Here is a 22,465-nt window from a genome sequence, read left to right as displayed (position 1 = left end):
CTACCGCCCTTAGAGAACTGCTTTCGGGTAGGAACCCAGCACTTTGAGTGCTACTGCTTCCTGACTGATCTTTTCCAGTACACCTTTGACCAGTGGGTCGCGGTGGTGGCCGACGAAGTCGATGAAGAACACGTAGGTCCATTTACCGCTGCGCGACGGACGGGTCTCGATGCGTGTCAGGTCGATGCCGTTGTCATGGAACGGCACCAGCAACTCATGGAGCGCGCCGGGTTTGTTGCTCATGGACACGATGATCGAGGTTTTGTCGTCGCCGGTCGGCGGTACTTCCTGACTGCCGATCATCAGGAATCGCGTGGAGTTATCCGGACGATCCTCGATTTTTTCGGCCAGACGAGTCAACCCGTACAGACTGGCGGCCATGTCGCCGGCGATCGCTGCCGAGCTCCATTCACCCTTGACCCGTTTGGCCGCTTCGGCGTTGCTCGAAACCGCCACGCGCTCGACATTCGGGTAATGGGCGTCCAGCCACTTGCGGCACTGGGCCAGGGACTGGGCGTGGGAATAGATGCGACTGATGCTGTCGGTCTTGGTGTTTTCACCCACCAACAGGTGATGGTGAATCCGCAGCTCGACTTCGCCGCAGATCACCATGTCGTGTTCGAGGAAGCTGTCGAGGGTGTGGTTGACCGCGCCCTCGGTGGAGTTTTCCACCGGGACCACGCCAAAGTTCACCGCACCGGCCGCGACTTCACGGAACACTTCGTCGATCGCCGCCATCGGCTTGCTGATCACTGCGTGGCCGAAGTGTTTCATGGCCGCCGCCTGGGTGAAGGTGCCTTCAGGGCCGAGGTAAGCCACTTTCAGCGGCTGTTCGAGGGCCAGGCACGAGGACATGATTTCGCGGAACAGCCGCGCCATCTCTTCGTTGCCCAGCGGCCCCTGGTTACGCTCCATTACACGCTTGAGCACCTGGGCTTCACGCTCAGGACGATAGAACACCGGCACTTCGCCTTCGGCCAGCGAGGCCATCTTTACTCGCGCAACTTCCTGGGCGCAACGTGCGCGCTCACTGATCAGCTCCAGGACTTTTTCGTCCAGAGCATCAATGCGCAGGCGCAGTGCCTTGAGTTCTTGCTCAGACATTAGCCGTGTTCCTTCTCGAACTCTGCCATGTACGAAACCAGTGCGTTGACCGCAACGATATCGACGGCGTTATAGATGGAGGCACGCATGCCGCCCACGGAACGATGGCCCTTGAGGTTCAGCAGGCCACGTTCGTCGGCACCAGCCAGGAACGGCTTGTCGAGACGATCATCGGCCAGACGGAACGGCACGTTCATCCACGAGCGGTCCGACTTGTTGATCGGGTTGCTGTACAAGCCGCTGGCGTCGATGAAGTCATACAGCGTGCGCTGCTTGATTTCATTGAGCTTGCCGATGGCTTCGACGCCACCTTGCTCTTTCAGCCACTCGAACACCAGGCCGGACAAGTACCAGGCCAGGGTTGGCGGCGTGTTGTACATCGAGCCGTTATCGGCCGCGACCTTGTAGTTGAGCATGGTTGGGCAAATGGAACGGGCGTGACCGAGCAGGTCTTCGCGCACGATGTTCACGACGATGCCGCTCGGGCCGATGTTTTTCTGGGCGCCGGCGTAGATCATGCCGAAGCGCGAAACATCCACCGGACGCGAAAGAATGTCCGAGGACATGTCGGCGACCAGAGGCACATCACCGGTTTCCGGAATCCACTGGAATTCCAGGCCGCCAATGGTTTCGTTCGGTGCGTAGTGAACGTAGGCCGCGTCTTTGGACAGGCTCCATTCGTTCTGACCGGGAATAGCGAAATAGTCGTAAGGCTTGGCGGTGGCGGCAACGTTGACGTGGCCGTAGCGCGAGGCTTCTTCGATAGCTTTCTGCGACCAGATACCGGTGTCGATATAGTCGGCGGTGCCGCTTTCCGGCAACAGGTTCAGAGGAATCTGAGCAAATTGCTGGCTCGCGCCACCTTGCAGAAACAGCACTTTATAGTTCGAGGGGATATTCAGCAGATCACGCAGATCCTGCTCGGCCTTGGTGGCAATGGAAACGAACTCATCGCTGCGATGGCTCATTTCCATGACCGATAAGCCCTTGCCGTGCCAATCAAGGAGTTCACCCTGGGCGCGTTTCAGGACAGCTTCGGGAAGCGCCGCAGGACCGGCACAGAAGTTATAGGCTCTCTTGCTCACATCCAATCTCGCTCTGATTTGGTGGTATCACGCAATAAATCTGTGAATCTGTAAATCTGTGGGTGGATCTGTAAATCTCTGGATGAATCCGTGGATCCATGAATCCTGTAGGAGCTGTCGAGCGGAGCGAGGCTGCGATCTTTTCGCTCTGCCCGCCAAAGCAAGAGCGACAGCAAGATCAAAAGATCGCAGCCTCGCTCCGCTCGACAGCTCCTACAGGTTTTGCAGTTCTACATTTAAAACAAATTCCGTGTTTCTAAGGGACAAACAACAAGGGGGCGAATCTTCATCCGCCCCCTGTTTGCCCGCTTACTCTTGCGGCTCTTCGTCAGCGGCGGCGTCGAGTTGCTGGTCTTCGGCAACGTCGTCGATCACGACCTCACCGTCGAACACTGCACCCTCTTCACCTTCAATCCCTTCGCCTTCCAGCTCTTCGCCTTCGACTTCCGACGGCTCTTGAACCCGCTCCAAGCCTACCAGCGTTTCATCGCTGGCCAGCTTGATCAGGGTCACGCCCTGGGTGTTACGACCCAGGCTGGAGACTTCGTCGACACGGGTACGAACCAACGTCCCCTGATCGGAAATCAGCATGATTTCCTCGCCATCGAGCACCTGGACTGCGCCGACCAGACGGCCGTTACGCTCGTTGCTGACCATGGCGATAACGCCCTGACCGCCACGCTTGTATTCAGGGAACTCGGTGATCGCGGTGCGTTTGCCGAAACCACGCGCCGAAGCGGTGAGGATCTGGCTGCCTTCTTCCGGGATCAGCATGGAAATCAGCTTCTGGCCTTCCGGCAGACGCATACCACGGACACCGCGAGCGGTACGGCCCATGGCGCGGACGTCGGTTTCCTTGAAGCGAGTGACCTTGCCACCGTCGGAGAACAGCATGACTTCGCGCTCGCCATCGGTAATGGCGGCAGAGATCAGTACGTCGCCTTCGTCCAGCTCCAGCGCGATCAGGCCGACGCTGCGCTGGCGACTGAAGGATTCCAGCGGGGTCTTCTTCACGGTGCCTTTGGCAGTGGCCATGAAGATGAAGTGACCTTCGGTGTATTCCTCGACCGGCAGCATGGTGGTGATGTATTCATCACTGTCCAGCGGCAGCAGGTTGACCAGCGGACGACCACGGGCAGCGCGGGACGCTTCCGGGATTTCGTAGGTTTTCAGCCAGTACACTTTGCCTTTGCTGGAGAACAGCAGCAGCGTGGTGTGACTGTTGGCGACCAGCAGGTGAGCGATGTAATCCTCATCCTTGACGCCGGTGGCCGATTTGCCTTTACCGCCACGACGCTGAGCCTGGTACGCAGCCAATGGCTGGGTCTTGGCGTAGCCCCCGTGGGAAATGGTCACGACGCGCTCTTCTTCCGGGATCATGTCGCCCAGGGTCAGGTCGAGACGGGCATCGAGAATCTCGGTGCGACGCACATCGCCGTACTCGGCGCGGATCACTTCCAGCTCTTCGCGGATCACTTCCATCAGACGCGTGGCGCTGCTGAGGATACGGATCAGCTCGCCGATCTGGTTGAGGATCTCTTGATACTCGGCCAGCAGCTTTTCGTGTTCCAGACCGGTCAGACGGTGCAGACGCAGTTCCAGAATGGCTTGCGCCTGTTCCGGCGACAGGAAGTACTTGCCGTCGCGCAGACCGTATTGCGGGTCCAGGGTCTCTGGACGGCAAGAATCGGCGCCGGCACGTTCGACCATCGCAACTACAGCGGAAGATTCCCAGGCCGTGCTGATCAGCGCTTCCTTGGCTTCCGACGGCGTTGGCGAGGCCTTGATCAGGGCGATGACCGGGTCGATGTTCGACAGGGCAACCGCTTGACCTTCCAGGATGTGGCCACGTTCGCGCGCTTTACGCAGCTCGAACACGGTACGACGGGTCACCACTTCGCGACGGTGACGAACGAAGGCTTCCAGCAGGTCCTTGAGGTTGAGGATCCGCGGACGGCCGTCGATCAGCGCGACGATGTTGATACCGAACACCGCTTGCAGCTGGGTCTGGGCGTAGAGGTTGTTGAGAATCACCTCAGGCACTTCACCGCGACGCAGTTCGATCACGACACGCATACCGTCCTTGTCGGACTCATCGCGCAGCTCGGTGATGCCTTCGAGCTTCTTCTCTTTGACCAGCTCGGCGATCTTCTCGATCAGACGCGCCTTGTTCAGCTGGTAAGGGAGTTCGGTGATGACGATCTGCTGACGACCACCGACCTTGTCGATGTCTTCGATCATCGAGCGGGCACGCATGTAAATGCGCCCGCGACCGGTGCGGTAGGCTTCGATGATGCCGGCGCGACCGTTGATGATCGCTGCGGTCGGGAAGTCCGGACCGGGGATGTATTGCATCAGCTCATCGACGGTCAGTTCCGGGTTGTCGATGAGTGCCAGGCAACCGTCGATGACTTCACCGAGGTTGTGCGGCGGGATGTTGGTCGCCATCCCCACGGCGATACCGCTGGAGCCGTTGACCAGCAGATTGGGAATACGGGTCGGCATGACCGCCGGGATCATTTCGGTGCCGTCGTAGTTCGGCACCCAGTCCACGGTTTCTTTGTGCAGGTCAGCCAGCAGCTCGTGCGCCAGCTTGGTCATGCGCACTTCGGTGTATCGCATGGCCGCGGCGTTGTCGCCGTCCACCGAACCGAAGTTGCCCTGGCCGTCTACCAGCAGGTAACGCAACGAGAATGGCTGCGCCATCCGAACGATGGTGTCGTACACCGCGGTATCACCGTGCGGGTGATACTTACCGATCACGTCACCGACAACACGGGCAGATTTCTTGTACGGCTTGTTGAAGTCGTTGCCCAGCTCGCTCATCGCGAACAGCACACGCCGGTGCACGGGCTTCAAGCCATCGCGCGCATCCGGCAGTGCCCGCCCGACAATCACGCTCATCGCGTAGTCGAGGTAGGACTGCTTCAGCTCGTCTTCGATATTGACCGGGAGGATTTCTTTGGCCAGTTCGCCCATGAGAAGCCTGATTCCTTTTTCTGGTGAAACTTCGTCACATCCATATGGGACGAACGAAGCTCGCCGATGCAGACTGAGTGCCTTGCACCGACTTACGACAAATCAACGAGTTATGCCATGGATCTGCGCAGTAAAGGCAGCCACATCAGGCTACCCTGGAAACCGCCGGATGTTATCACAAGAGCCGCCACGCACCTATCCCCCAGATGCGCATGGAGCATAGTTAGTTGACCGGTGACAGGCTTGAAAGGGACGAGAGGGGCTTAGAGCCGTGTTGAAAGCAGAATCAGGGGCTTGATCAGCGATATTTGTTGACTGTCAGGGCCTCTTCGCGAGCAAGCCCGCTCCCACACTGGACCGGTGTCGCATACAAATTCTGCGATCGACTCGGCCCAATGTGGGAGCGGGCTTGCTCGCGAAGGCAATTTATCAGACGCCAAAGAGCCTTAATGCAACCGCTTACGGCACATCAACTGCGCCATTTTCGCGGTATCCGGCCGTTCGACGATGCCTTTTTCGGTGACGATCACATCGATCAGGTCAGCCGGGGTTACATCGAATATCGGGTTGAACGCATCGATATTCGCCCCGAGCCGCTTGCCGCCGACTTCCAGCAATTCGCGACCATCGCGCTCTTCGATGGGAATTTCATCGCCACTGGCCAGGTTCATGTCGATGGTCGAACTCGGCGCCACGACCATGAAGCGTACGCCGTGGTGCATGGCGTTGACCGCCAGTTGGTAGGTGCCGATCTTGTTCGCCACATCACCATTGGCGGTGATGCGGTCGGCGCCAACGATCACCCAGGTCACACCCTTGGTTTTCATGATGTGCGCGGCGGCGGAATCAACATTGAGGGTCACGGGAATGCCCTCGCTGGCCAACTCCCATGCAGTCAATCGCGAACCTTGCAGCCATGGCCGGGTTTCATCGGCATAGACGCGCTCGACCATGCCTTCGATGAACGCCCCGCGAATCACCCCCAGCGCCGTGCCAAAGCCGCCGGTGGCCAATGCGCCGGTGTTGCAGTGCGTGAGGATCGCCTGGGCGTTGCCCTGATGCTTGCGGATCAGGTCCACGCCCAGCTGCGCCATGGTCAGGTTGGCTTCGCGATCGCTTTCATGAATGGCGATGGCTTCGGCCTCCAGCGCCGCCAGAGGGTCTGTGTCTTCCTTGAGGCGGTCCAGGCGGTCGCGCATGCGACTCAAGGCCCAGAATAGGTTAACCGCTGTTGGACGAGAATCGACCACTAACGCGTAATCCTCTTCCCATGCGGCCTGCCAGTCACCGCCCTCGGCAATGCGGGCGCGGGCTGACAGCACCATGGCATAAGCGGCACTGATACCAATGGCCGGCGCACCGCGCACCACCATTGAGCGAATGGCCTCAGCCACGCCCGCGGCACTGGTGTAGGCGATCCAGGTCTGCTCGAATGGCAAAATACGCTGATCCAACAGATACAGGGCGCCATCACGCCAATCGATGGCTTTCACCTTCTCCGCAGCCAACAGTCGATCGCGCATCCACTTACCCCGCACTCATGAACAAAAGCCGTCGATTATAGCGATCCCCCTACGAAGACGCTCGGGTATACTTCGCCATCCTTTACAAAAGCACTGGAACCGACTTTCGATGCCGACCCCCACCGCTGCGCTCGACCTGTTGTTGCTGCCGACCTGGCTGGTACCTGTCGAACCGGCTGGCGTGGTCCTCAAAGAGCATGCCCTGGGCATCCGCGACGGTCGTATCGTGTTTATCGGCCCGCGCGCAGCCGCCTTGAAGTTTAACGCAACTGAAATCCGCGAATTGCCGGACATGTTGCTCGCCCCGGGCCTGATCAATGCTCACGGGCATGCGGCAATGACACTGTTCCGCGGCCTGGCCGACGACCTGCCATTGATGACCTGGCTGGAAAACCACATCTGGCCCGCTGAAGCCAAATGGGTAGACGAGGCGTTCGTACGCGACGGCACCGACCTGGCCATCGCCGAGCAGATCAAAAGCGGCATCAGCTGTTTCTCCGACATGTATTTCTTCCCCAAAGTCGCCAGCGAACGCGTTCATAACAGCGGCATTCGCGCCCAGATCGCCATTCCGATCCTCGATTTTCCGATTCCAGGCGCCGCCACGGCGGATGAAGCCATTCGTCAGGGCGTCGAATTATTTGGCGATCTCAAGCATCACGAGCGGATCAAAATCACTTTTGGGCCTCATGCACCCTACACCGTGGGCGACGAAACCCTGGAAAAAATCCGGGTGATCGCCGAAGAGCTGGACGCCTCGATTCACATGCACGTCCATGAAACCGCTTTCGAAGTGCAGCAGTCGGTCGCGCAAAGCGGCGAACGCCCGTTGGCCCGCCTCGGTCGACTGGGTCTGCTCGGGCCGCGCCTGCAGGCCGTTCACATGACCCAGATCAGCGATGAAGACCTGTTGCTGCTGGTAGAAAGTAACACCCATGTGATTCATTGCCCTGAATCGAACCTGAAACTGGCCAGCGGTTTCTGCCCGGTCGAGCGTTTGTGGCGGGCCGGGGTCAATGTGGCGGTCGGCACCGATGGTGCGGCCAGCAATAATGACCTCGACCTGCTCGGCGAAACCCGCACCGCTGCGTTGCTGGCCAAGGCCGTCGCCGGTTCGGCCACGGCGCTGGACGCCCATCGCGCCCTGCGCATGGCCACGCTCAATGGTGCCCGCGCGCTGGGCATCGAAGCCGAGACGGGTTCGCTGGAAGTCGGCAAGGCGGCGGACATCGTCGCGTTCGACCTGTCGGGGCTGGCGCAGCAACCGGTCTACGACCCGGTTTCGCAGCTTATTTATGCCACTGGCCGTGACTGCGTGAAACACCTTTGGGTCGCCGGCAAGCAACTGCTCGACGACCGCCGCTTGACCCGCCTGGATGAGGCGCAGCTATGTGCCACTGCCAAGGCCTGGGGTCAGCGCATCAGCGGCCACACTGAATCGTAAGCCTCCCGGACCGAAACCGGGGCAACAGGATTTTTCAAGTTTTAGAGGACTGACACCATGAGCAACGTCGACTACGCCGAAATCGCCAAATTCGAAGCCTTGGCCCATCGCTGGTGGGACCGCGAAAGCGAGTTCAAACCGCTGCACGACATCAACCCGCTGCGGGTCAACTGGATCGACGAACGGGTCCATCTGGCCGGCAAGAAAGTCCTCGACGTCGGTTGCGGCGGCGGCATTCTCAGCGAAGCCATGGCTCAACGCGGCGCGACCGTGATGGGCATCGACATGGGCGAAGCGCCGCTGGCCGTCGCTCAGCTGCATCAGCTGGAATCGGGCGTGAGCGTCGAGTACCGGCAGATCACTGCCGAAGCGCTGGCTGAAGAAATGCCCGAGCAATTCGACGTGGTCACCTGCCTGGAAATGCTCGAACACGTGCCGGACCCATCGTCGGTGATCCGCGCCTGTTTCAAGATGGTCAAACCGGGTGGCCAGGTGTTCTTCTCCACCATCAACCGCAACCCGAAGGCCTATCTGTTCGCCATCGTCGGCGCCGAATACATCATGAAGCTGCTGCCGCGCGGCACCCACGACTTCAAGAAATTCATCCGCCCTTCCGAGCTTGGCGCCTGGAGCCGCATGGCCGGCCTGACCGTCAAGGACATCATCGGCCTGACCTACAATCCATTGACCAAGCATTACAAACTGGCGGCCGATGTGGACGTCAATTACATGATCCAGACCCTGCGCGAGGAGTAAGCCGATGCGTATCAGAGCAGTTCTTTTCGACATGGACGGCACCCTGCTCGACACTGCGCCGGATTTCATCGCCATCTGCCAGGCGATGCGCGCTGATCGTGGTTTGCCGCCAATCAACACTCAACACATCCGCGATGAAATTTCCGGCGGCGCCAAAGCGATGGTCGCCGCGAACTTTTCCATGGACCCGGAATCGCCGGGGCTCGAGGAACTGCGCCAGGAATTTCTCGACCGCTACCTCAAAGGTTGCGCGGTTCACAGCCATCTGTTCGACGGCATGGCCCAGGTGCTGGAAAAAATCGAAAAGGCCAACCTGATCTGGGGCGTTGTCACCAACAAACCGGTGCGTTTCGCTGAGCCAATCATGCAGCAGCTGGGCCTGGCCGAACGTTCGAAGGTGCTGATTTGCCCCGATCATGTGAAGAACAGCAAACCGGATCCGGAACCGTTGATCCTGGCGTGCAAGATGCTCGACCTGGACCCTGCCAGTGTGCTGTTTGTCGGCGATGACCTGCGGGACATCGAGTCCGGCCGCGATGCCGGCACCAAAACCTGCGCGGTGACCTACGGCTATATTCACCCGGACGATAACCCCAGGCACTGGGGCGCGGACGTGCTGATCGATCATCCGCTGGCGTTGCTCGAGGTGTTGGATAACGCTTTGTGCAGTTGCTGATGCAAATCAAAAGATCGCAGCCTGCGGCAGCTCCTACAGGAGACCGCGATCGGCGTAGGAGCTGCCGAAGGCTGCGATCTTTTTCGGTCCTGTTAACGGATTATGTTGAGGTTTTTTATGTTTGATTATTCCGCCCGCCCTGACTTGCTCAAGGACCGGGTCATTCTGGTCACCGGCGCTGGCCGTGGCATCGGTGCTGCCGCTGCAAAAACCTACGCAGCCCACGGCGCCACTGTGCTGCTGCTGGGCAAGACCGAGGCCAACCTGACTCAGGTCTATGACGAAATCGAAGCAGCCGGGCACCCACAACCGGCCGTAATTCCATTCAATCTGGAAACCGCACTGCCTCATCAATACGATGAGCTGGCAGCCATGATCGAGACCGAGTTCGGCCACCTCGACGGCTTGCTGCACAACGCATCGATCATCGGTCCACGCACCCCGATCGAGCAGTTGTCCGGCGAGAATTTCATGCGCGTCATGCACGTCAACGTCAACGCCACGTTCATGCTCACCAGCACTCTGCTGCCACTGCTCAAGCTGTCTCAGGACGCCTCGGTGGTATTCACCTCCAGCAGTGTCGGTCGCAAGGGTCGGGCATATTGGGGCGCTTACGGCGTTTCCAAGTTCGCCACCGAAGGCCTGATGCAAACCCTGGCCGATGAAGTAGACACCGTGGCACCGGTGCGCTCCAACAGCATCAACCCCGGCGCCACCCGCACCAGCATGCGCGCTCAAGCCTACCCCGGTGAAAACCCGCTGAACAATCCGACACCCGAGGAGATCATGCCGGTCTATCTTTACCTCATGGGCCCGGACAGCACCGGCATCAATGGCCAGGCATTCAACGCTCAGTAGTGCCCGTGCGTCGCTTTTCTGCCGCGACGGCTTCCCGACGCGGCATTCAAACCCGATGGTAACTCCCCCTGCTTCAAGTCAAATAAATGTCACCGCGCTGCGCAGCTCTCCGCGCACAACCTTCCAGCATTTTGATTTTTAAAGCTTTTTATTCAACTGAACCGAATGGCATGACTTTCGCTCTAATTTTGCTCAGACACGCCGTGTGAAAGCAGACGAGGCGGAGCTTCAGCCGAGAGGTTACTAATCTTCGGCAAAGCGGACTAAACTCGAGCCAAATGTCCTACGGGACTGATGGACCAGTATGACGCGCAGCCCAAAGCCGCTCTCACCCAGCCTGTAAGACAGCCTTACTGCTTAGGGGCTCACGCCATATGAAATCACCTTCCCAGACCAACGCAATTGACTTCGACAGTGCCAAATTGCAACGCCTGGGCTTTGGTCAGCAGCCTCCCCTCCTGGAGCGGCCCGACAGTCTCGCGCAACTGCGCCAGACGCTGGGCCTGCAACTGCAAACCAGTCTTGAGCCGCAACGCATTCTCGGACTTTTCTTCCGTGAGATTCAGCGCCTGGTGCCGCTGGATGCCTTGAGTTACGAACATCAGCCCAGCGACTTGCGCCTGCAATTAGGCACACGAGGCCATCATTCAATCAGCTACAGCCTCAGCCATGAAGGCGAGCCATTAGGTGAGCTGGTGTTCCGCCGCAATCAGCGTTTCAGCGAACAGGAACAGGGCAATCTGGAGTCACTGTTGTCGACCCTGCTCTTCCCCATGCGAAACGCCCTGCTTTACCGCGCGGCAACCCAAAGTGCATTGCGTGATCCGCTGACCGATACGGGCAACCGCATCGCCATGGATCAGACGCTGGAACGGGAAATCGAGATGTCGCGGCGACACTCGCAGCCCTTGTCGTTGCTGATGCTGGACATCGATCATTTCAAACAGATCAACGACACCTACGGGCACAGTGCCGGTGATGAAGTGCTGAAAGCTGTGGCGGCCTCGATCAAAAACCAGTTGCGCAACGTCGACATGGTGTTCCGGTTTGGTGGCGAAGAATTTCTGATCCTGCTTTCCAATACCAGTCGGGAAGCAGCCGCCATGGTCGGTGAACGACTGCGGTTTGCGGCGCAGGCTCAGGACTATGTGGCCGAGGGCAAGATGATCGAACTGACGGTCAGCATCGGTTGCTCGACGCTGCTTCCCGGCGAGTCTGCCGAGAGTTTGTTGCGACGGGCCGACAGTGCGCTGTATGTGGCCAAGCGTGAAGGGCGTAATCGTCTTGCGATGGCGGGGTAATGTAAAACTCAAGTGTTCTTGAAGAGATCGCAGCCTTCGGCAGCTCCTACGGACAGCGGCCTGTCATGACACCCCGCCGACTGTAGGAGCTGCCGTAGGCTGCGATTTTTTTAGCTTTCGGCCAGTTCCATCCGCTCACGGGCTACAGGCGCTTTCACTGCCAGTTCCAACTGCATGCAACGCTCCAGGAACAGATACATGTAGTCGTAACTTTTGCAGACAGCCTGGCGCAATTCCATTTGCAGCGCTTTGCTCGGGTTCATGCCCGCCAGGGTGCAGATGATTTCCAAGGCTTCCCATGGATGGGCATCGTCGTACTGGGCATGCATCTTCAACCACTTCATGGCTCGCTTGCGATCTTCCTCGGGGAACGAGGCCGCATAGACGCCATTGGAGCAGACCAGGGCCGACCACTCCCCCGTCGCCCCTTCGATGGCGTAATTGGTGGCGGCGATGGCCACGATCAGCGAATCCGACGAACTGGTGTGCCAGCACCAATGGCTCAAGGCGTGAAGCTCTGGTGCCACGTGTTGCGCTTGCAGATCTTCCAGGCCGATGCCGTGGGCACGGCTCCAGTGCACCCAGTAATCGGCATGGTTCAGTTCGACGCGAATGTTGCGCATCAGCCAGCGACGCGCCATGTCTTCGCCAGGGTGGCGCGCAAAACGGGTCTTGGTCAGGTTCTGTGCCATGTACAAAGCGAACTGTTCGACCACCGGCCAGCCACCAATGAGGTACTGGCGCATGGTTTTTGCACTGAGTCTGTTATCTCGCATGCGTTGATACAGTTCGTGTTCGACAACCCGGCGCTTGCTCTCACTGCAATCCTGGATCAGTTGCTGAGCCCAGGCGGGATAACTTGCAGCCTCCATGAGTGGTCCGGTTCTGTTGAATGTATCGATCACTGTCGCGCTCCTTTTGATTGTGATTTTAAGATCAACAAGAGATTTCAACGGAACGTGCCCGGCGCCTTGAACAACACAGGTCGGGGCCGGGCTGGACGACTTTGCAAACTATCCCAGGTAAACAGATGCGGGCGTTCAATCACATACCCTTGAGCGTAATCCACTCCGATCTCCAGCAATGCCTGCTCGATCTGAGGTGTTTCAACGAACTCTGCAATCGTGCGCTTACCCATGACATGACCGATGTGATTGATCACTTCGACCATGGCGCGGTTAATCGGGTCGTCCAGCATATCCTTTACGAAACTCCCGTCGATCTTCAAGAAGTCTACAGGTAAATGTTTCAAGTAAGCGAATGAGGACATACCGGCACAAAAGTCATCTAGCGAAAAATGACAACCTAAGCCTTTGAGTTCATTAATAAATTTGGTTGCGCTGGCCAAATTTGCAATCGCGCTGGTTTCTGTAATTTCAAAACAAATCATTTCAGGTGGAATTGAATATGCAACAAACTGTTCACGAAGAAAGTCCAGAAACGCCTCATCTCCGATAGTAATACCTGACAGATTTATCGCACACATGGCCAACGGCCCTTCGCGCTCTTGGGCGATACATTGGGCAATGACTTTAAAAACGTTCTCCACCACCCAACGATCAATCGACGTCATCAAACCGTAACGCTCGGCGGCCGGAATGAAACTGTCCGGCAGAATCATGCGTCCCGCTTCGTCATGCAGGCGCAGCAATATTTCGATATGCCCGCCGCCATGATCACCATGGCCAAGAGGCGCGATTTCCTGGGCGTACAGGCAGAAGCGGTCTTCTTCCAACGCCACGTGCAGTCGCTGCACCCAGGCCATTTCACCAAACCGCAAGGACAGCTCCGAGTCGTCGGCGTGATAGACCTGAACCCGGTTGCGCCCCTTTTCCTTGGCCATATAACAGGCCATGTCAGCGGCACGCAGCGAAGCTTCAAGGGTGGCCGGACTCTGGACCACATGCACCAGACCGATGCTCACTGTGGTCACGAACGGCCGGCCTTTCCAGACAAAATGCAGGTTCTGCACGGTCTGGCGCAGGCCTTCGGCGATTTTCTCGGCGGCTTGCGGCGCGCAGTTTTCCAACAGAACGCCAAACTCGTCGCCCCCTAGCCGGGCCAGGGTGTCGCCTTCGCGCAAACCTGATTGCAACAGCGCACAGATATGCCGCAACAACTCGTCGCCCGCCGCATGGCCGCAGGTATCGTTGACCAGTTTGAATTGATCCAGGTCGAGAAACATCAAGGCGTGACGTCCCGCCTGGCGCGTCAAGTTATGCAGGGCCTGCTCCAGCCGATATTCGAATTCGCGGCGGTTGGCCAATCCAGTCAGAGCATCATGAGTCGCCTGCCACGACAGATTGGCGATGTATTGCCGCTCCTGGGTCATGTCATGCAGCACCAGCACGGTGCCACTGACTTTGCCCATATTGCGGATCGGGGCGCCGACCAGAGTGACCGAAACCGTGCTGCCATCCAGACGCTGGATCAGTTTGGAATGCTCGCTGCCACCGCTGAGCTGACCGCTCAAAATGTGCTCGATCAAGGTAAAACCGTCAGTCTGGGCGTTTTCGTCCAGCAGATTGAACAACGCGGCCAACGGCAGTCCCGCCGCCTGTTCGGCCTTCCAGTGCGTCAAGGCCTCGGCGGCCGGATTCATATAGGCAATCGCGCCCGCGACGTCCGTGGTGATCACCCCGTCGCCAATCGATTGCAGCGTGATCTGCGCCCGGTCTTTCTCCAACTGCAAGGCATCGGCGAAGGCATGGCGCTGCTTGAGCAGTTTATGCGTACGCAACAGAGCCAACACAATCAAACCCAACGCAGTGGCCAGGTTCGTCACCAACAGCAGCCGCAAAATCACCCGCGAGCCTTCGCCCAGGGCATCGCTGAACGCTTTGGCGGCAGGCGTCACGCCATCGTTGATGGCAAGAATCTGTTCTTTCCAGCGTTTGACGTCGGCATCGGTGGCTTGGCTGTCGGCAATGCGCTGATGCATCTCCCGCGCGACGTCATCGAGTCGCACCAGGTACGCGTCACCGACCGTCCACAGCTCGATGGCTTTTTCCAGGTAACTGAAATTCCGGAAATTGAGGTACAGCCAAATCAGACTGGAGACGTCATCCGGATGGTTGCCGCCCTTGAGAATCGCGATTCGCGCGGCTTCGATGTCCGGGGGCTGATGATCCAGTGCCAGACGCAGTTCATGGCCACCTTGAGGCACGGCAATCGCGTTCTGGTATTTGAGAAAAATCGCTTCGTCGCGATTGTCGGCATAGAGATTGAGGTAATAGATGGCGTCTTTCTGGCCCTTGGACCACAGGCTTTCCCCGCCGACGTAACCGCGAACCGCCGAAAGAACGTAAAGACTGACGCCGCCCAACAATGCCTGAAATAACACGACGGCGATAAAAGGCCAGACAATGCCCAACAACCGAGGGGTTGCGAGAGTCCTTTTTGGCTTCATGAGGTCCCTTGTCTTAACACTGCTCGATCGTCGTCCGGACGAAAACGCTACCGCTAGACTAGGATGGGTTCTCACTCTAGGCAAGCGATGGAGGCTCATGCTCAACAGCAGCATAGCCCCAGCGCTTCAGGGCTGGCTCGTCTTAGTGCCAATCCTTGCCGGGAAAAACACCTCGAACGTTTTGTGCCATCTAATGCTGCTGCAAATGCCCATAAAGCTTGGCGTACAACCCGCCATCGGCAATCAATTGCTGATGGTCTCCATCCTCGGCAACTTGCCCACCATCGAATACCAGCACCCTGTCGGCCTGCTTCACGGCCGACAGCCGGTGCGCAATGATCAGCGTGGTGCGGTTGCTCAAGAACCGCGCCAGTGCCTGGTGCAGGTTGTATTCGGTGGCCGCATCCAGAGCGGATGTGGCCTCATCGAGGATGACTACCTTGGGTTCGGCCAACACCATCCGCGCAATCGCCAGCCGTTGACGCTGCCCGCCGGATAAACGCACGCCGGAACGCCCGACAATACTGTCCAGGCCATTAGGCAAATCACGCACTGTGTTGTGCAACTGAGCAATTTCCAATGCCTGCCAGCAGGCTTCGTCGCTGCGTTCGCGGCCCATGGTCAGGTTGGCGCGCACGGTGTCGTTGAACAGTGCCGGATGTTGCAAGACCACGGCGACATTTTCACGCACGGTTTCCAGGCCGATCTCTTCCTGAGTCGAACCACCGAAACGGATGGTCCCGGCCAGCGGCGTGTACAAGCCCAGCAGCAACTGCACCAGGGTGCTTTTACCACCGCCGCTGGCGCCGACAATCGCGACTTTTTCGCCGGGGGCAATCGACAGGTTCATTTGGTTCAAGACCAATTCGTCGCCGTAGCCGAAACTCAATCCCTGAACTTCGATGCCCACCGTGTCGCGCCCTTGAAACGGATCGACACTGCCGCTGTATTGCGGCTCATCGGCACGGGCCAACAACTCGTTGATTCGCGACAACGCACCGCCAGCGGCGTAAAAGGCGTATTGCAGGTTGAGCAGTTGTTCCACCGGACCGATCATGAACCACAGGTAGCTGAACACGGCCAGCATCTGGCCGATGGACAGGTCGGAAAACAGCACGGTGAGCATGGCCGCGGCGCGAAAAATATCGATGCCGAACTGGAACAGCAAACCGCTGGCACGGTTCGATGCATCGGTTTTCCATTGCGAGCTGACCGCGTAATCGCGCACTTCACGCGCTCGCTGGCCCAGCCGCCCGAGGAAAAAGCCCTGACGGTTACCGGCGCGCACTTCCTGGATGGCATCCAGGGTTTCGGTCAAGGCCTGGGTGAAGCGCGAGGTGCTGTCGTTCTCGAGTTTCTTCAGGTGTTTGACCCGCTTGCCCAACTGCACCGTGGCATAAATCACCAGCGGGTTGAACAGCAGGATCAGCAGCGCGAGTTTCCAGTGCATCCACATCAGGATCGAGGCGGTGCCCACCAACGTCAGCATGGCCACGAGGAAACGACTGAGGGTTTCGCCGACGAATTTGTCTACGGTGTCCAGGTCGGTGACCAGGTGCGTAGTCACCGTGCCGCTGCCCAGACTCTCGTATTCGCCCAGCGAGATGCATTTGAGCCGTTCGATCAACCGCACCCGGATCCGGTACACGATGTCTTTGGCCAGCGCCGCAAACAATTTCGCCTGCACCACGTTGAACAACAACGCGGCACAGCGCAATGCCAGGGTCACCAGCAGCATCAGGCCAATGTAACCCGCGGCTTTCTGCCAGACGTCGGGCAGCGCGTGGTTCATGATTTTCAGCGCAGTGTCACCATGGCCCAGCAACACTTCGTCAACCAGCAACGGCAACAGCAAAGGGATCGGCACGCTGCACAGCGTTGCCAATACCGCGACGCCGTTGGCGATCCACAGGGATTTTTTATGGTGAAGGGCCAGGCGACGGATTTCTGTCCAGCTCAGACGGTCGACACGTGCAGGGGCTGGAACGTCGTCGGGCAGGTCATGCACAGGCAGCGCGCTCCAGCCAGCGGCCGAGCAACGGTGACAACACATTCAACGGTTGATACCCATTGGTCAGCAACGCCAATTGACCATCACGCTCTGCCAGCAAGGTCGGGAAACCGGCAATGCCCAGGTCCTGGACCCAGGTGAAATCGGCCGCGGTGGCGGCGTGCTGATCGGCACGGTCGAAGGCGGCGGCGAATTCGATGCGCGGCAAACCGGCCTGTTCCGCCAGCTCCACCAACACGCTGGCATGAGTGACGTCGCGACCTTCGGCGTAGAACGCATGCTGGATCAACCCGAGCAGTTTCCACGCGCAATCCGGTGCCAGGCTGCGCGCCGTCACCAGCGCCCGACAGGCAGGCTCAGTGTCGTAGACAAACCCGTCGGGCAACGCGCCTTCAAACTTGAACGGTTGGCCGGTGGCCTCGTGGACCGCCTGCCAGTGCTCAAGGATATAGCGCCGGGTAGTCGGCTCCAGCGCCGAGCCGCTGCCGGTGCGCAAACCGCCGACGACCAGATGCACGTCCACCCCCGCCGCCTGCGCCTGCTCGACCAACGCCTTGGCCACTGGCGCAAAGCCCCAGCACCAGGAACACATCGGGTCCATCACATAGAGCAGGCGACGTACAGACATGGTTCAAGCCTCGGAAGGAGATTGCTTGTAGTTGTAACCAATCGGGTGCGGCAGGTTGCGCGCCTTGGCCAGTTCGATCTGCTTTTGCCGATCGATGGCGCTGCGACGGGTTTTCTCACTCAGCTTATCCCAGCAATGCGGGCAACTGATGCCGGCCACATAGTGCTCGGACGCGCGGTCTTCGACGCTGACAGGCGTACGACAGGCATGACATTGATCGTAGTCGCCTTCGCTGAGGTCGTGACGAACGGTCACGCGGTTATCGAACACGAAGCAGTCGCCCTGCCATTTGGTTTCTTCCTGCGGCACCTCTTCGAGGTACTTCAGGATGCCGCCCTTGAGGTGATAGACCTCGTCGAAACCCTGGCTGAGCATGTAGCTAGAAGCCTTTTCGCAGCGAATGCCGCCGGTGCAGAACATCGCGACTTTCTTGTGCACGGCCGGGTCGAAATTGGCTTTGATGTAGTCGGGGAATTCGCGAAAACTGGTGGTCTTCGGATCGATGGCGCCTTCGAAGGTGCCAATCGAGACTTCGTAATCGTTGCGTGTGTCGATCAGCAGCACTTCGGGATCGCTGATCAGCGCGTTCCAGTTCTGCGGATCCACATAGGTGCCGACTTTTTTGTTCGGGTCTACGCCTTCGACACCGAGGGTGACGATTTCTTTCTTGAGTTTGACTTTGGTGCGGTAGAACGGCTGCTCATCGCAGTACGATTCTTTGTGGTCGATGTCGTCCATGCGCGGGTCGTTCTTGAGCCAGGCCATCAGCCCGTCAATGCCTTCGCGGCTGCCGGACACGGTGCCGTTGATGCCTTCTTCGGCAATCAGCAGGGTGCCTTTGATGCCGTTGTCGACCATCGCTTGCAGCAGCGGCTCGCGCAGGGCGACGTAATCTTCCAGGGTGACGAACTTATACAGTGCCGCCACGACAATCTGTTGTGTCATGGGTGATTCTCCAGGTGGCTACCCTCGTAAGGGGTGAACCGGATGCGAAAAAAAACGCGCCGGGTGAGCGGCGCGTTGCGGATTCTAGCAAAAAAGATCGCAGCCTGCGGCAGCTCCTACATGGGAATGCATTCTCCTGTAGGAGCTGCCGAAGGCTGCGATCTTTTGATCTTAATGCTTGCTACCGCCAGCACAGGTCGGCGAGGCCGGGGCCGCGTCGATTTGTGCCCATTCCTGTGGCGTGTAGGTATGCAGCGCCAACGCATGGAACTCGCCCATCAGTTCGCCCAACGCGCCGTACACCTTCTGGTGACGCTTGACGCGATTGAGGCCTTCAAACTGCTGACTGACCACCACGGCCTTGAAGTGGGTCTGCAACCCACGGCTGTGCATGTGGCTTTCATCCAGCACTTGCAGGTGCTCGGGCTGTAACAGCGCGAGCGTCGATTCGATGCGTTGTTGCATGGTCATCCCGAACTCCGCTTAAGGCTTTTTCTTGGCAGGAGCGGCGCCTTTAGGCTCCAGCTCGGCCGTCATGTCAGCCAGCAGTTTGTTGACCACAGGCACCGCGCTTTCCAGCTTGGCCTGGGTCATCTGGGCCGATTGCTGAGTCAGCTGCGGCATTTTTTCCAGGACTTTCTTGCCCAGTGGCGACTTGTAGAACGCGACCAGGTCTTTCAGCTCGGATTCGCTGAAGTTGGTGGTGTAGAGCTTGACCATGTCTGGCTTCAGCTTGTTCCAGCCAATGGCTTGATCCAGAGCGGCGTTGGCCTTGGCCTGGTAAGTTTCCAGCAGGGCTTTTTTCGATTCAGGGGCTTTGGTCTGTTCAAAGCGCTGAGCGAACATTTGCTGCACTTGCATGTACACCGGAGTGCCCAATTTGTCAGCGTGCGCCAGGGTCAGGAAAGCTTCGGCACTGGCGTTGTGGCTGGCGGTATCGGCAAAAACCTGGCCGCTGGCGCAAACCAGTGCAACCGCGGTACAGATGGCACGAAGACGAGTCATCGAGTTTCCTTTTCTAGCAGGCGAGGCAAAACCTCAAGGGCGACCATTCTGCACCTAAAAAAGTGTGTCACTCAACCCCAAGCCTTGTCGCACCTGATTTAGAGGGGCTGAACGGTCAAATTCCAGACTGATGGAACCACAGCCGGCGATCACGGCCTAAACTGCGCTATCAGACCGACAGGAGTGTGCATGATGAGCCGTATCGAAACCGACAGCCTGGGCCAGGTGGAAGTCCCGGATGACGCTTACTGGGGCGCTCAGACGCAACGCTCGCTGATCAACTTCGCCATCGGCAACGAGCGCATGCCGCTGGCCGTTCTGCACGCCCTGGCCCTGATCAAGAAAGCTGCGGCGCGCGTCAACGATCGCAATGGCGACCTGCCCGCCGACATCGCCCGGCTGATCGAACAGGCCGCCGACGAAGTGCTCGACGGCGACCACGACGAACAGTTCCCGCTGGTGGTCTGGCAGACCGGCAGCGGTACCCAGAGCAACATGAACGTCAACGAAGTGATCGCCGGTCGCGCCAACGAACTGGCCGGTAACCCGCGCGGCGGCAAGACGCCGGTGCATCCCAACGATCACGTCAACCGTTCCCAGAGTTCCAACGATTGCTTCCCCACGGCCATGCACATCGCGACGGCTCAGGCGGTGCAGCAGCATTTGCTGCCGGCGATCAGCGAATTGTCGGGCGGGTTGGCGGAGTTATCCGCGCGGCACATGAAACTGGTCAAGACCGGTCGTACCCATATGATGGACGCCACGCCGATCACCTTCGGCCAGGAACTCTCGGCGTTCATCGCGCAACTGGATTACGCCGAGCGGGCGATCCGCAGCGCCCTGCCGGCAGTCTGTGAGCTGGCGCAGGGCGGCACTGCGGTCGGCACCGGATTGAACTCGCCCCACGGTTTTGGCGAAGCGATCGCTGCTGAACTGGCCGCCCTCTGCGGGCTGCCGTTCGTTACGGCCCCCAATAAATTTGCCGCCCTGGCCGGCCACGAGCCGCTGGTCACACTCTCCGGCGCCCTGAAAACCCTTGCCGTCACCCTGATGAAAATCGCCAACGACCTGCGCCTGCTGGGCTCCGGACCGCGAGCGGGATTTGCCGAAGTGAAACTGCCGGCCAATGAGCCGGGCAGCTCGATCATGCCCGGCAAGGTCAACCCGACTCAGTGCGAAGCCCTGTCGATGCTGGCCTGTCAGGTCTTGGGCAACGACGTTGCCATCGGGTTTGCGGCGAGTCAGGGCCACCTGCAATTGAACGTGTTCAAACCGGTGATCATCCATAACCTGCTGCAATCGATCCGCTTGTTAGGCGATGGCTGCAGTAACTTCCAGCAGCATTGCATCGCCGGGCTGGAACCGGATGCCGAGAAAATGGCCGAGCACCTGGAACAAGGCTTGATGCTGGTAACAGCGCTGAACCCGCACATCGGCTACGACAAGTCGGCGGAGATTGCCAAAAAGGCTTACAGCGAGGGGCTGACCCTGCGTGAGGCGGCGTTGCAGCTGGGCTACCTGACCAATGAAGAGTTCGATGCGTGGGTGAGGCCGGAGGATATGCTGGAGGCTGGTAGCAAGGGTTGAGATGACGTGAAACAAAAAGATCGCAGCCTTCGGCAGCTCCTACATAAGATTGGCGAACACCTGTAGGAGCTGCCGAAGGCTGCGATCTTTTGATCTTCAGGCCATCCGCACCCGCCGTGCCCTGAGCCCCGCCATCAACGATGGCCCCAACGCCACCAACGCCGACCCCAACACCACCAGCACCGCCCCGCCATAACCCAGGCCGTTGATCTGTTCGACCTGCACATACTCTGGCCATAACCACGCGGCCACAGCCACGGCGGCAAAGGTCACCAGCGGCGTGATCGCCAGCGTCGCGCTGACCCGCGAAGCTTCCCAATGGGCCAGGGCTTCGGCGAAGGCGCCATAAGCGACCAGCGTATTCAAACAGCACGCCAGCAGCAGCCAGCCTTGCAGCGGACTCAATTGCAGCGCTTCCAGTGGATGCACCCACGGCGTCAGCAACAGCGCGCAGAACAGGTAAATCACCATCATCACCTGCAACGAATTCCACACCGTGAGCAACTGCTTCTGGCCCAAGGCATAGAAGGTCCAGACCGTGGACGCTAACAGCACCATCAGCACGCCGGCGGTGTAATCGGTCAGGGAGGTGAGCAGTTCACTCAAACGCTGATTGAAGAACAATGCAAAGCCAATCAGCAGCACCAACAGGCCAATCCCCTGCCCCACGCTGAACCGTTCCTTGAACACGAACAGACTGGCAATCAGCAACATGATCGGGCCCATCTGCACCACCAGTTGCGCGGTGCCGGGGCTGAGCAGGTTCAGGCCCATCAGGTACAACACGTAGTTGCCGACCAGTCCGAGTACCGCCATCAACACCAGCCAGCCACCGCGCGGGCCGAGGACTTTGCGACTCGGCAGGCGTTTGGTCGCCGCCAGATAGATGAACAGACAACCGCCGGACACCAGCAGCCGAAACCAGGTCACGGTCACCGGGTCCATCACCAGCAGCACTTGCTTGAGCTTGATCGGCAGGATTCCCCACAGCAGCGCGGTCAGCAAGGCCAGGCACAGACCATAAACCCAGCGACCCGATGAAATATGCATGCTGACCCCGAAGCCGATTGGCGAAAACGGTCATTCTAGGCTCAGACGGAAGCGCGACACAGGGACAGTTGGCGAGGGGCCGCGAATGAAACTGTGCAGGTCGC

General features: G+C 58.9%; 18 protein-coding genes. 6 read left to right on the top strand and 12 right to left on the bottom strand.

The annotated features are described in order from the left end of the window. Positions 1-9: 9 nt before the first annotated feature. From pheA to mtnA, 4 genes are all read right to left on the bottom strand, one after another. Positions 10-1,104, bottom strand: a complete 1,095-nt coding sequence (gene pheA / locus ABH909_RS11815; RefSeq protein WP_429433269.1) for a prephenate dehydratase — start codon at positions 1,102-1,104, stop codon at positions 10-12. After that, a complete protein-coding gene (gene serC / locus ABH909_RS11810; RefSeq protein ID WP_429433268.1) occupies positions 1,104-2,189 on the bottom strand; it encodes a 3-phosphoserine/phosphohydroxythreonine transaminase in 1,086 nt (361 codons plus the stop codon). Before serC ends, pheA begins: the two co-directional genes overlap by 1 nt. A gap of 309 nt (positions 2,190-2,498) precedes the next feature. Further along, a complete protein-coding gene (gene gyrA, locus ABH909_RS11805; protein WP_429433267.1) occupies positions 2,499-5,168 on the bottom strand; it encodes a DNA gyrase subunit A in 2,670 nt (889 codons plus the stop codon). Between the two features lie 446 nt (positions 5,169-5,614). Then, on the bottom strand, positions 5,615-6,691 hold the full coding sequence (gene mtnA / locus ABH909_RS11800) for an S-methyl-5-thioribose-1-phosphate isomerase (RefSeq protein WP_429433266.1): 1,077 nt from the start codon (positions 6,689-6,691) through the stop codon (positions 5,615-5,617). Positions 6,692-6,800: 109 nt separating this feature from the next. Between mtnA and ABH909_RS11795 the strand changes: the two genes are divergently transcribed. The 5 genes from ABH909_RS11795 to ABH909_RS11775 all read left to right on the top strand — a co-directional run bounded on the left by ABH909_RS11795 (position 6,801) and on the right by ABH909_RS11775 (position 11,726). Then, positions 6,801-8,135, top strand: coding sequence for a TRZ/ATZ family hydrolase (locus ABH909_RS11795; RefSeq protein ID WP_429433264.1), 1,335 nt, complete (start codon positions 6,801-6,803; stop codon positions 8,133-8,135). A 57-nt stretch (positions 8,136-8,192) separates the two neighbouring features. After that, the gene (ubiG, locus tag ABH909_RS11790; RefSeq protein WP_007899720.1) at positions 8,193-8,891 is read left to right on the top strand and encodes a bifunctional 2-polyprenyl-6-hydroxyphenol methylase/3-demethylubiquinol 3-O-methyltransferase UbiG; all 699 of its coding nucleotides are present in this window, start codon (positions 8,193-8,195) and stop codon (positions 8,889-8,891) included. 4 nt (positions 8,892-8,895) lie between these two features. Further along, positions 8,896-9,567 (top strand): N-acetylmuramic acid 6-phosphate phosphatase MupP, encoded by a 672-nt coding sequence (mupP, locus tag ABH909_RS11785; RefSeq protein ID WP_429433262.1) that lies wholly within the window; start codon positions 8,896-8,898, stop codon positions 9,565-9,567. Between the two features lie 117 nt (positions 9,568-9,684). After that, positions 9,685-10,425, top strand: a complete 741-nt coding sequence (locus ABH909_RS11780; protein WP_429433260.1) for a YciK family oxidoreductase — start codon at positions 9,685-9,687, stop codon at positions 10,423-10,425. Positions 10,426-10,799: 374 nt separating this feature from the next. Further along, the gene (locus tag ABH909_RS11775; RefSeq protein WP_429433258.1) at positions 10,800-11,726 is read left to right on the top strand and encodes a GGDEF domain-containing protein; all 927 of its coding nucleotides are present in this window, start codon (positions 10,800-10,802) and stop codon (positions 11,724-11,726) included. A 110-nt stretch (positions 11,727-11,836) separates the two neighbouring features. Here the strand turns inward: ABH909_RS11775 and ABH909_RS11770 are convergent, their stop codons facing one another. The 7 genes from ABH909_RS11770 to ABH909_RS11740 all read right to left on the bottom strand — a co-directional run bounded on the left by ABH909_RS11770 (position 11,837) and on the right by ABH909_RS11740 (position 19,724). Next, a complete protein-coding gene (locus ABH909_RS11770; RefSeq protein WP_429433256.1) occupies positions 11,837-12,598 on the bottom strand; it encodes a TenA family transcriptional regulator in 762 nt (253 codons plus the stop codon). A 77-nt stretch (positions 12,599-12,675) separates the two neighbouring features. Next, the gene (locus tag ABH909_RS11765) at positions 12,676-15,135 is read right to left on the bottom strand and encodes an EAL domain-containing protein (RefSeq protein WP_429433254.1); all 2,460 of its coding nucleotides are present in this window, start codon (positions 15,133-15,135) and stop codon (positions 12,676-12,678) included. A gap of 190 nt (positions 15,136-15,325) precedes the next feature. Then, the gene (locus tag ABH909_RS11760; protein WP_429433252.1) at positions 15,326-17,143 is read right to left on the bottom strand and encodes an ABC transporter ATP-binding protein; all 1,818 of its coding nucleotides are present in this window, start codon (positions 17,141-17,143) and stop codon (positions 15,326-15,328) included. Further along, positions 17,136-17,738 (bottom strand): DsbA family protein, encoded by a 603-nt coding sequence (locus tag ABH909_RS11755; protein ID WP_429439843.1) that lies wholly within the window; start codon positions 17,736-17,738, stop codon positions 17,136-17,138. The genes ABH909_RS11760 and ABH909_RS11755 overlap by 8 nt, the downstream gene beginning before the upstream one ends. Before the next feature lie 39 nt (positions 17,739-17,777). Further along, on the bottom strand, positions 17,778-18,719 hold the full coding sequence (locus ABH909_RS11750) for a rhodanese-related sulfurtransferase (protein WP_429433250.1): 942 nt from the start codon (positions 18,717-18,719) through the stop codon (positions 17,778-17,780). Between the two features lie 171 nt (positions 18,720-18,890). After that, positions 18,891-19,190: a BolA family protein gene (locus ABH909_RS11745; protein ID WP_429433248.1), complete on the bottom strand. Its 300-nt coding sequence runs from the start codon at positions 19,188-19,190 to the stop codon at positions 18,891-18,893. 12 nt (positions 19,191-19,202) lie between these two features. Continuing rightward, positions 19,203-19,724: a DUF2059 domain-containing protein gene (locus ABH909_RS11740; RefSeq protein WP_429433246.1), complete on the bottom strand. Its 522-nt coding sequence runs from the start codon at positions 19,722-19,724 to the stop codon at positions 19,203-19,205. Between the two features lie 192 nt (positions 19,725-19,916). On the opposite strand from ABH909_RS11740, the gene ABH909_RS11735 reads away from it, so the two are divergent. Further along, positions 19,917-21,311: a class II fumarate hydratase gene (locus ABH909_RS11735; RefSeq protein WP_429433244.1), complete on the top strand. Its 1,395-nt coding sequence runs from the start codon at positions 19,917-19,919 to the stop codon at positions 21,309-21,311. A gap of 96 nt (positions 21,312-21,407) precedes the next feature. Here ABH909_RS11735 and ABH909_RS11730 read toward each other — a convergent pair whose 3' ends face one another. After that, entirely contained in the window at positions 21,408-22,361 is a 954-nt protein-coding gene (locus ABH909_RS11730) for a DMT family transporter (RefSeq protein ID WP_429433242.1), read from the bottom strand. Positions 22,362-22,465 lie beyond the last annotated feature (104 nt).

The sequence above is a fragment of the Pseudomonas sp. BS3782 TE3695 genome (genome assembly GCF_050435305.1).
Classification (GTDB): domain Bacteria; phylum Pseudomonadota; class Gammaproteobacteria; order Pseudomonadales; family Pseudomonadaceae; genus Aquipseudomonas.
The sequence above is the reverse complement of the archived record's forward strand: the minus strand, read 5'-3'. Positions and strand labels throughout refer to the sequence as shown.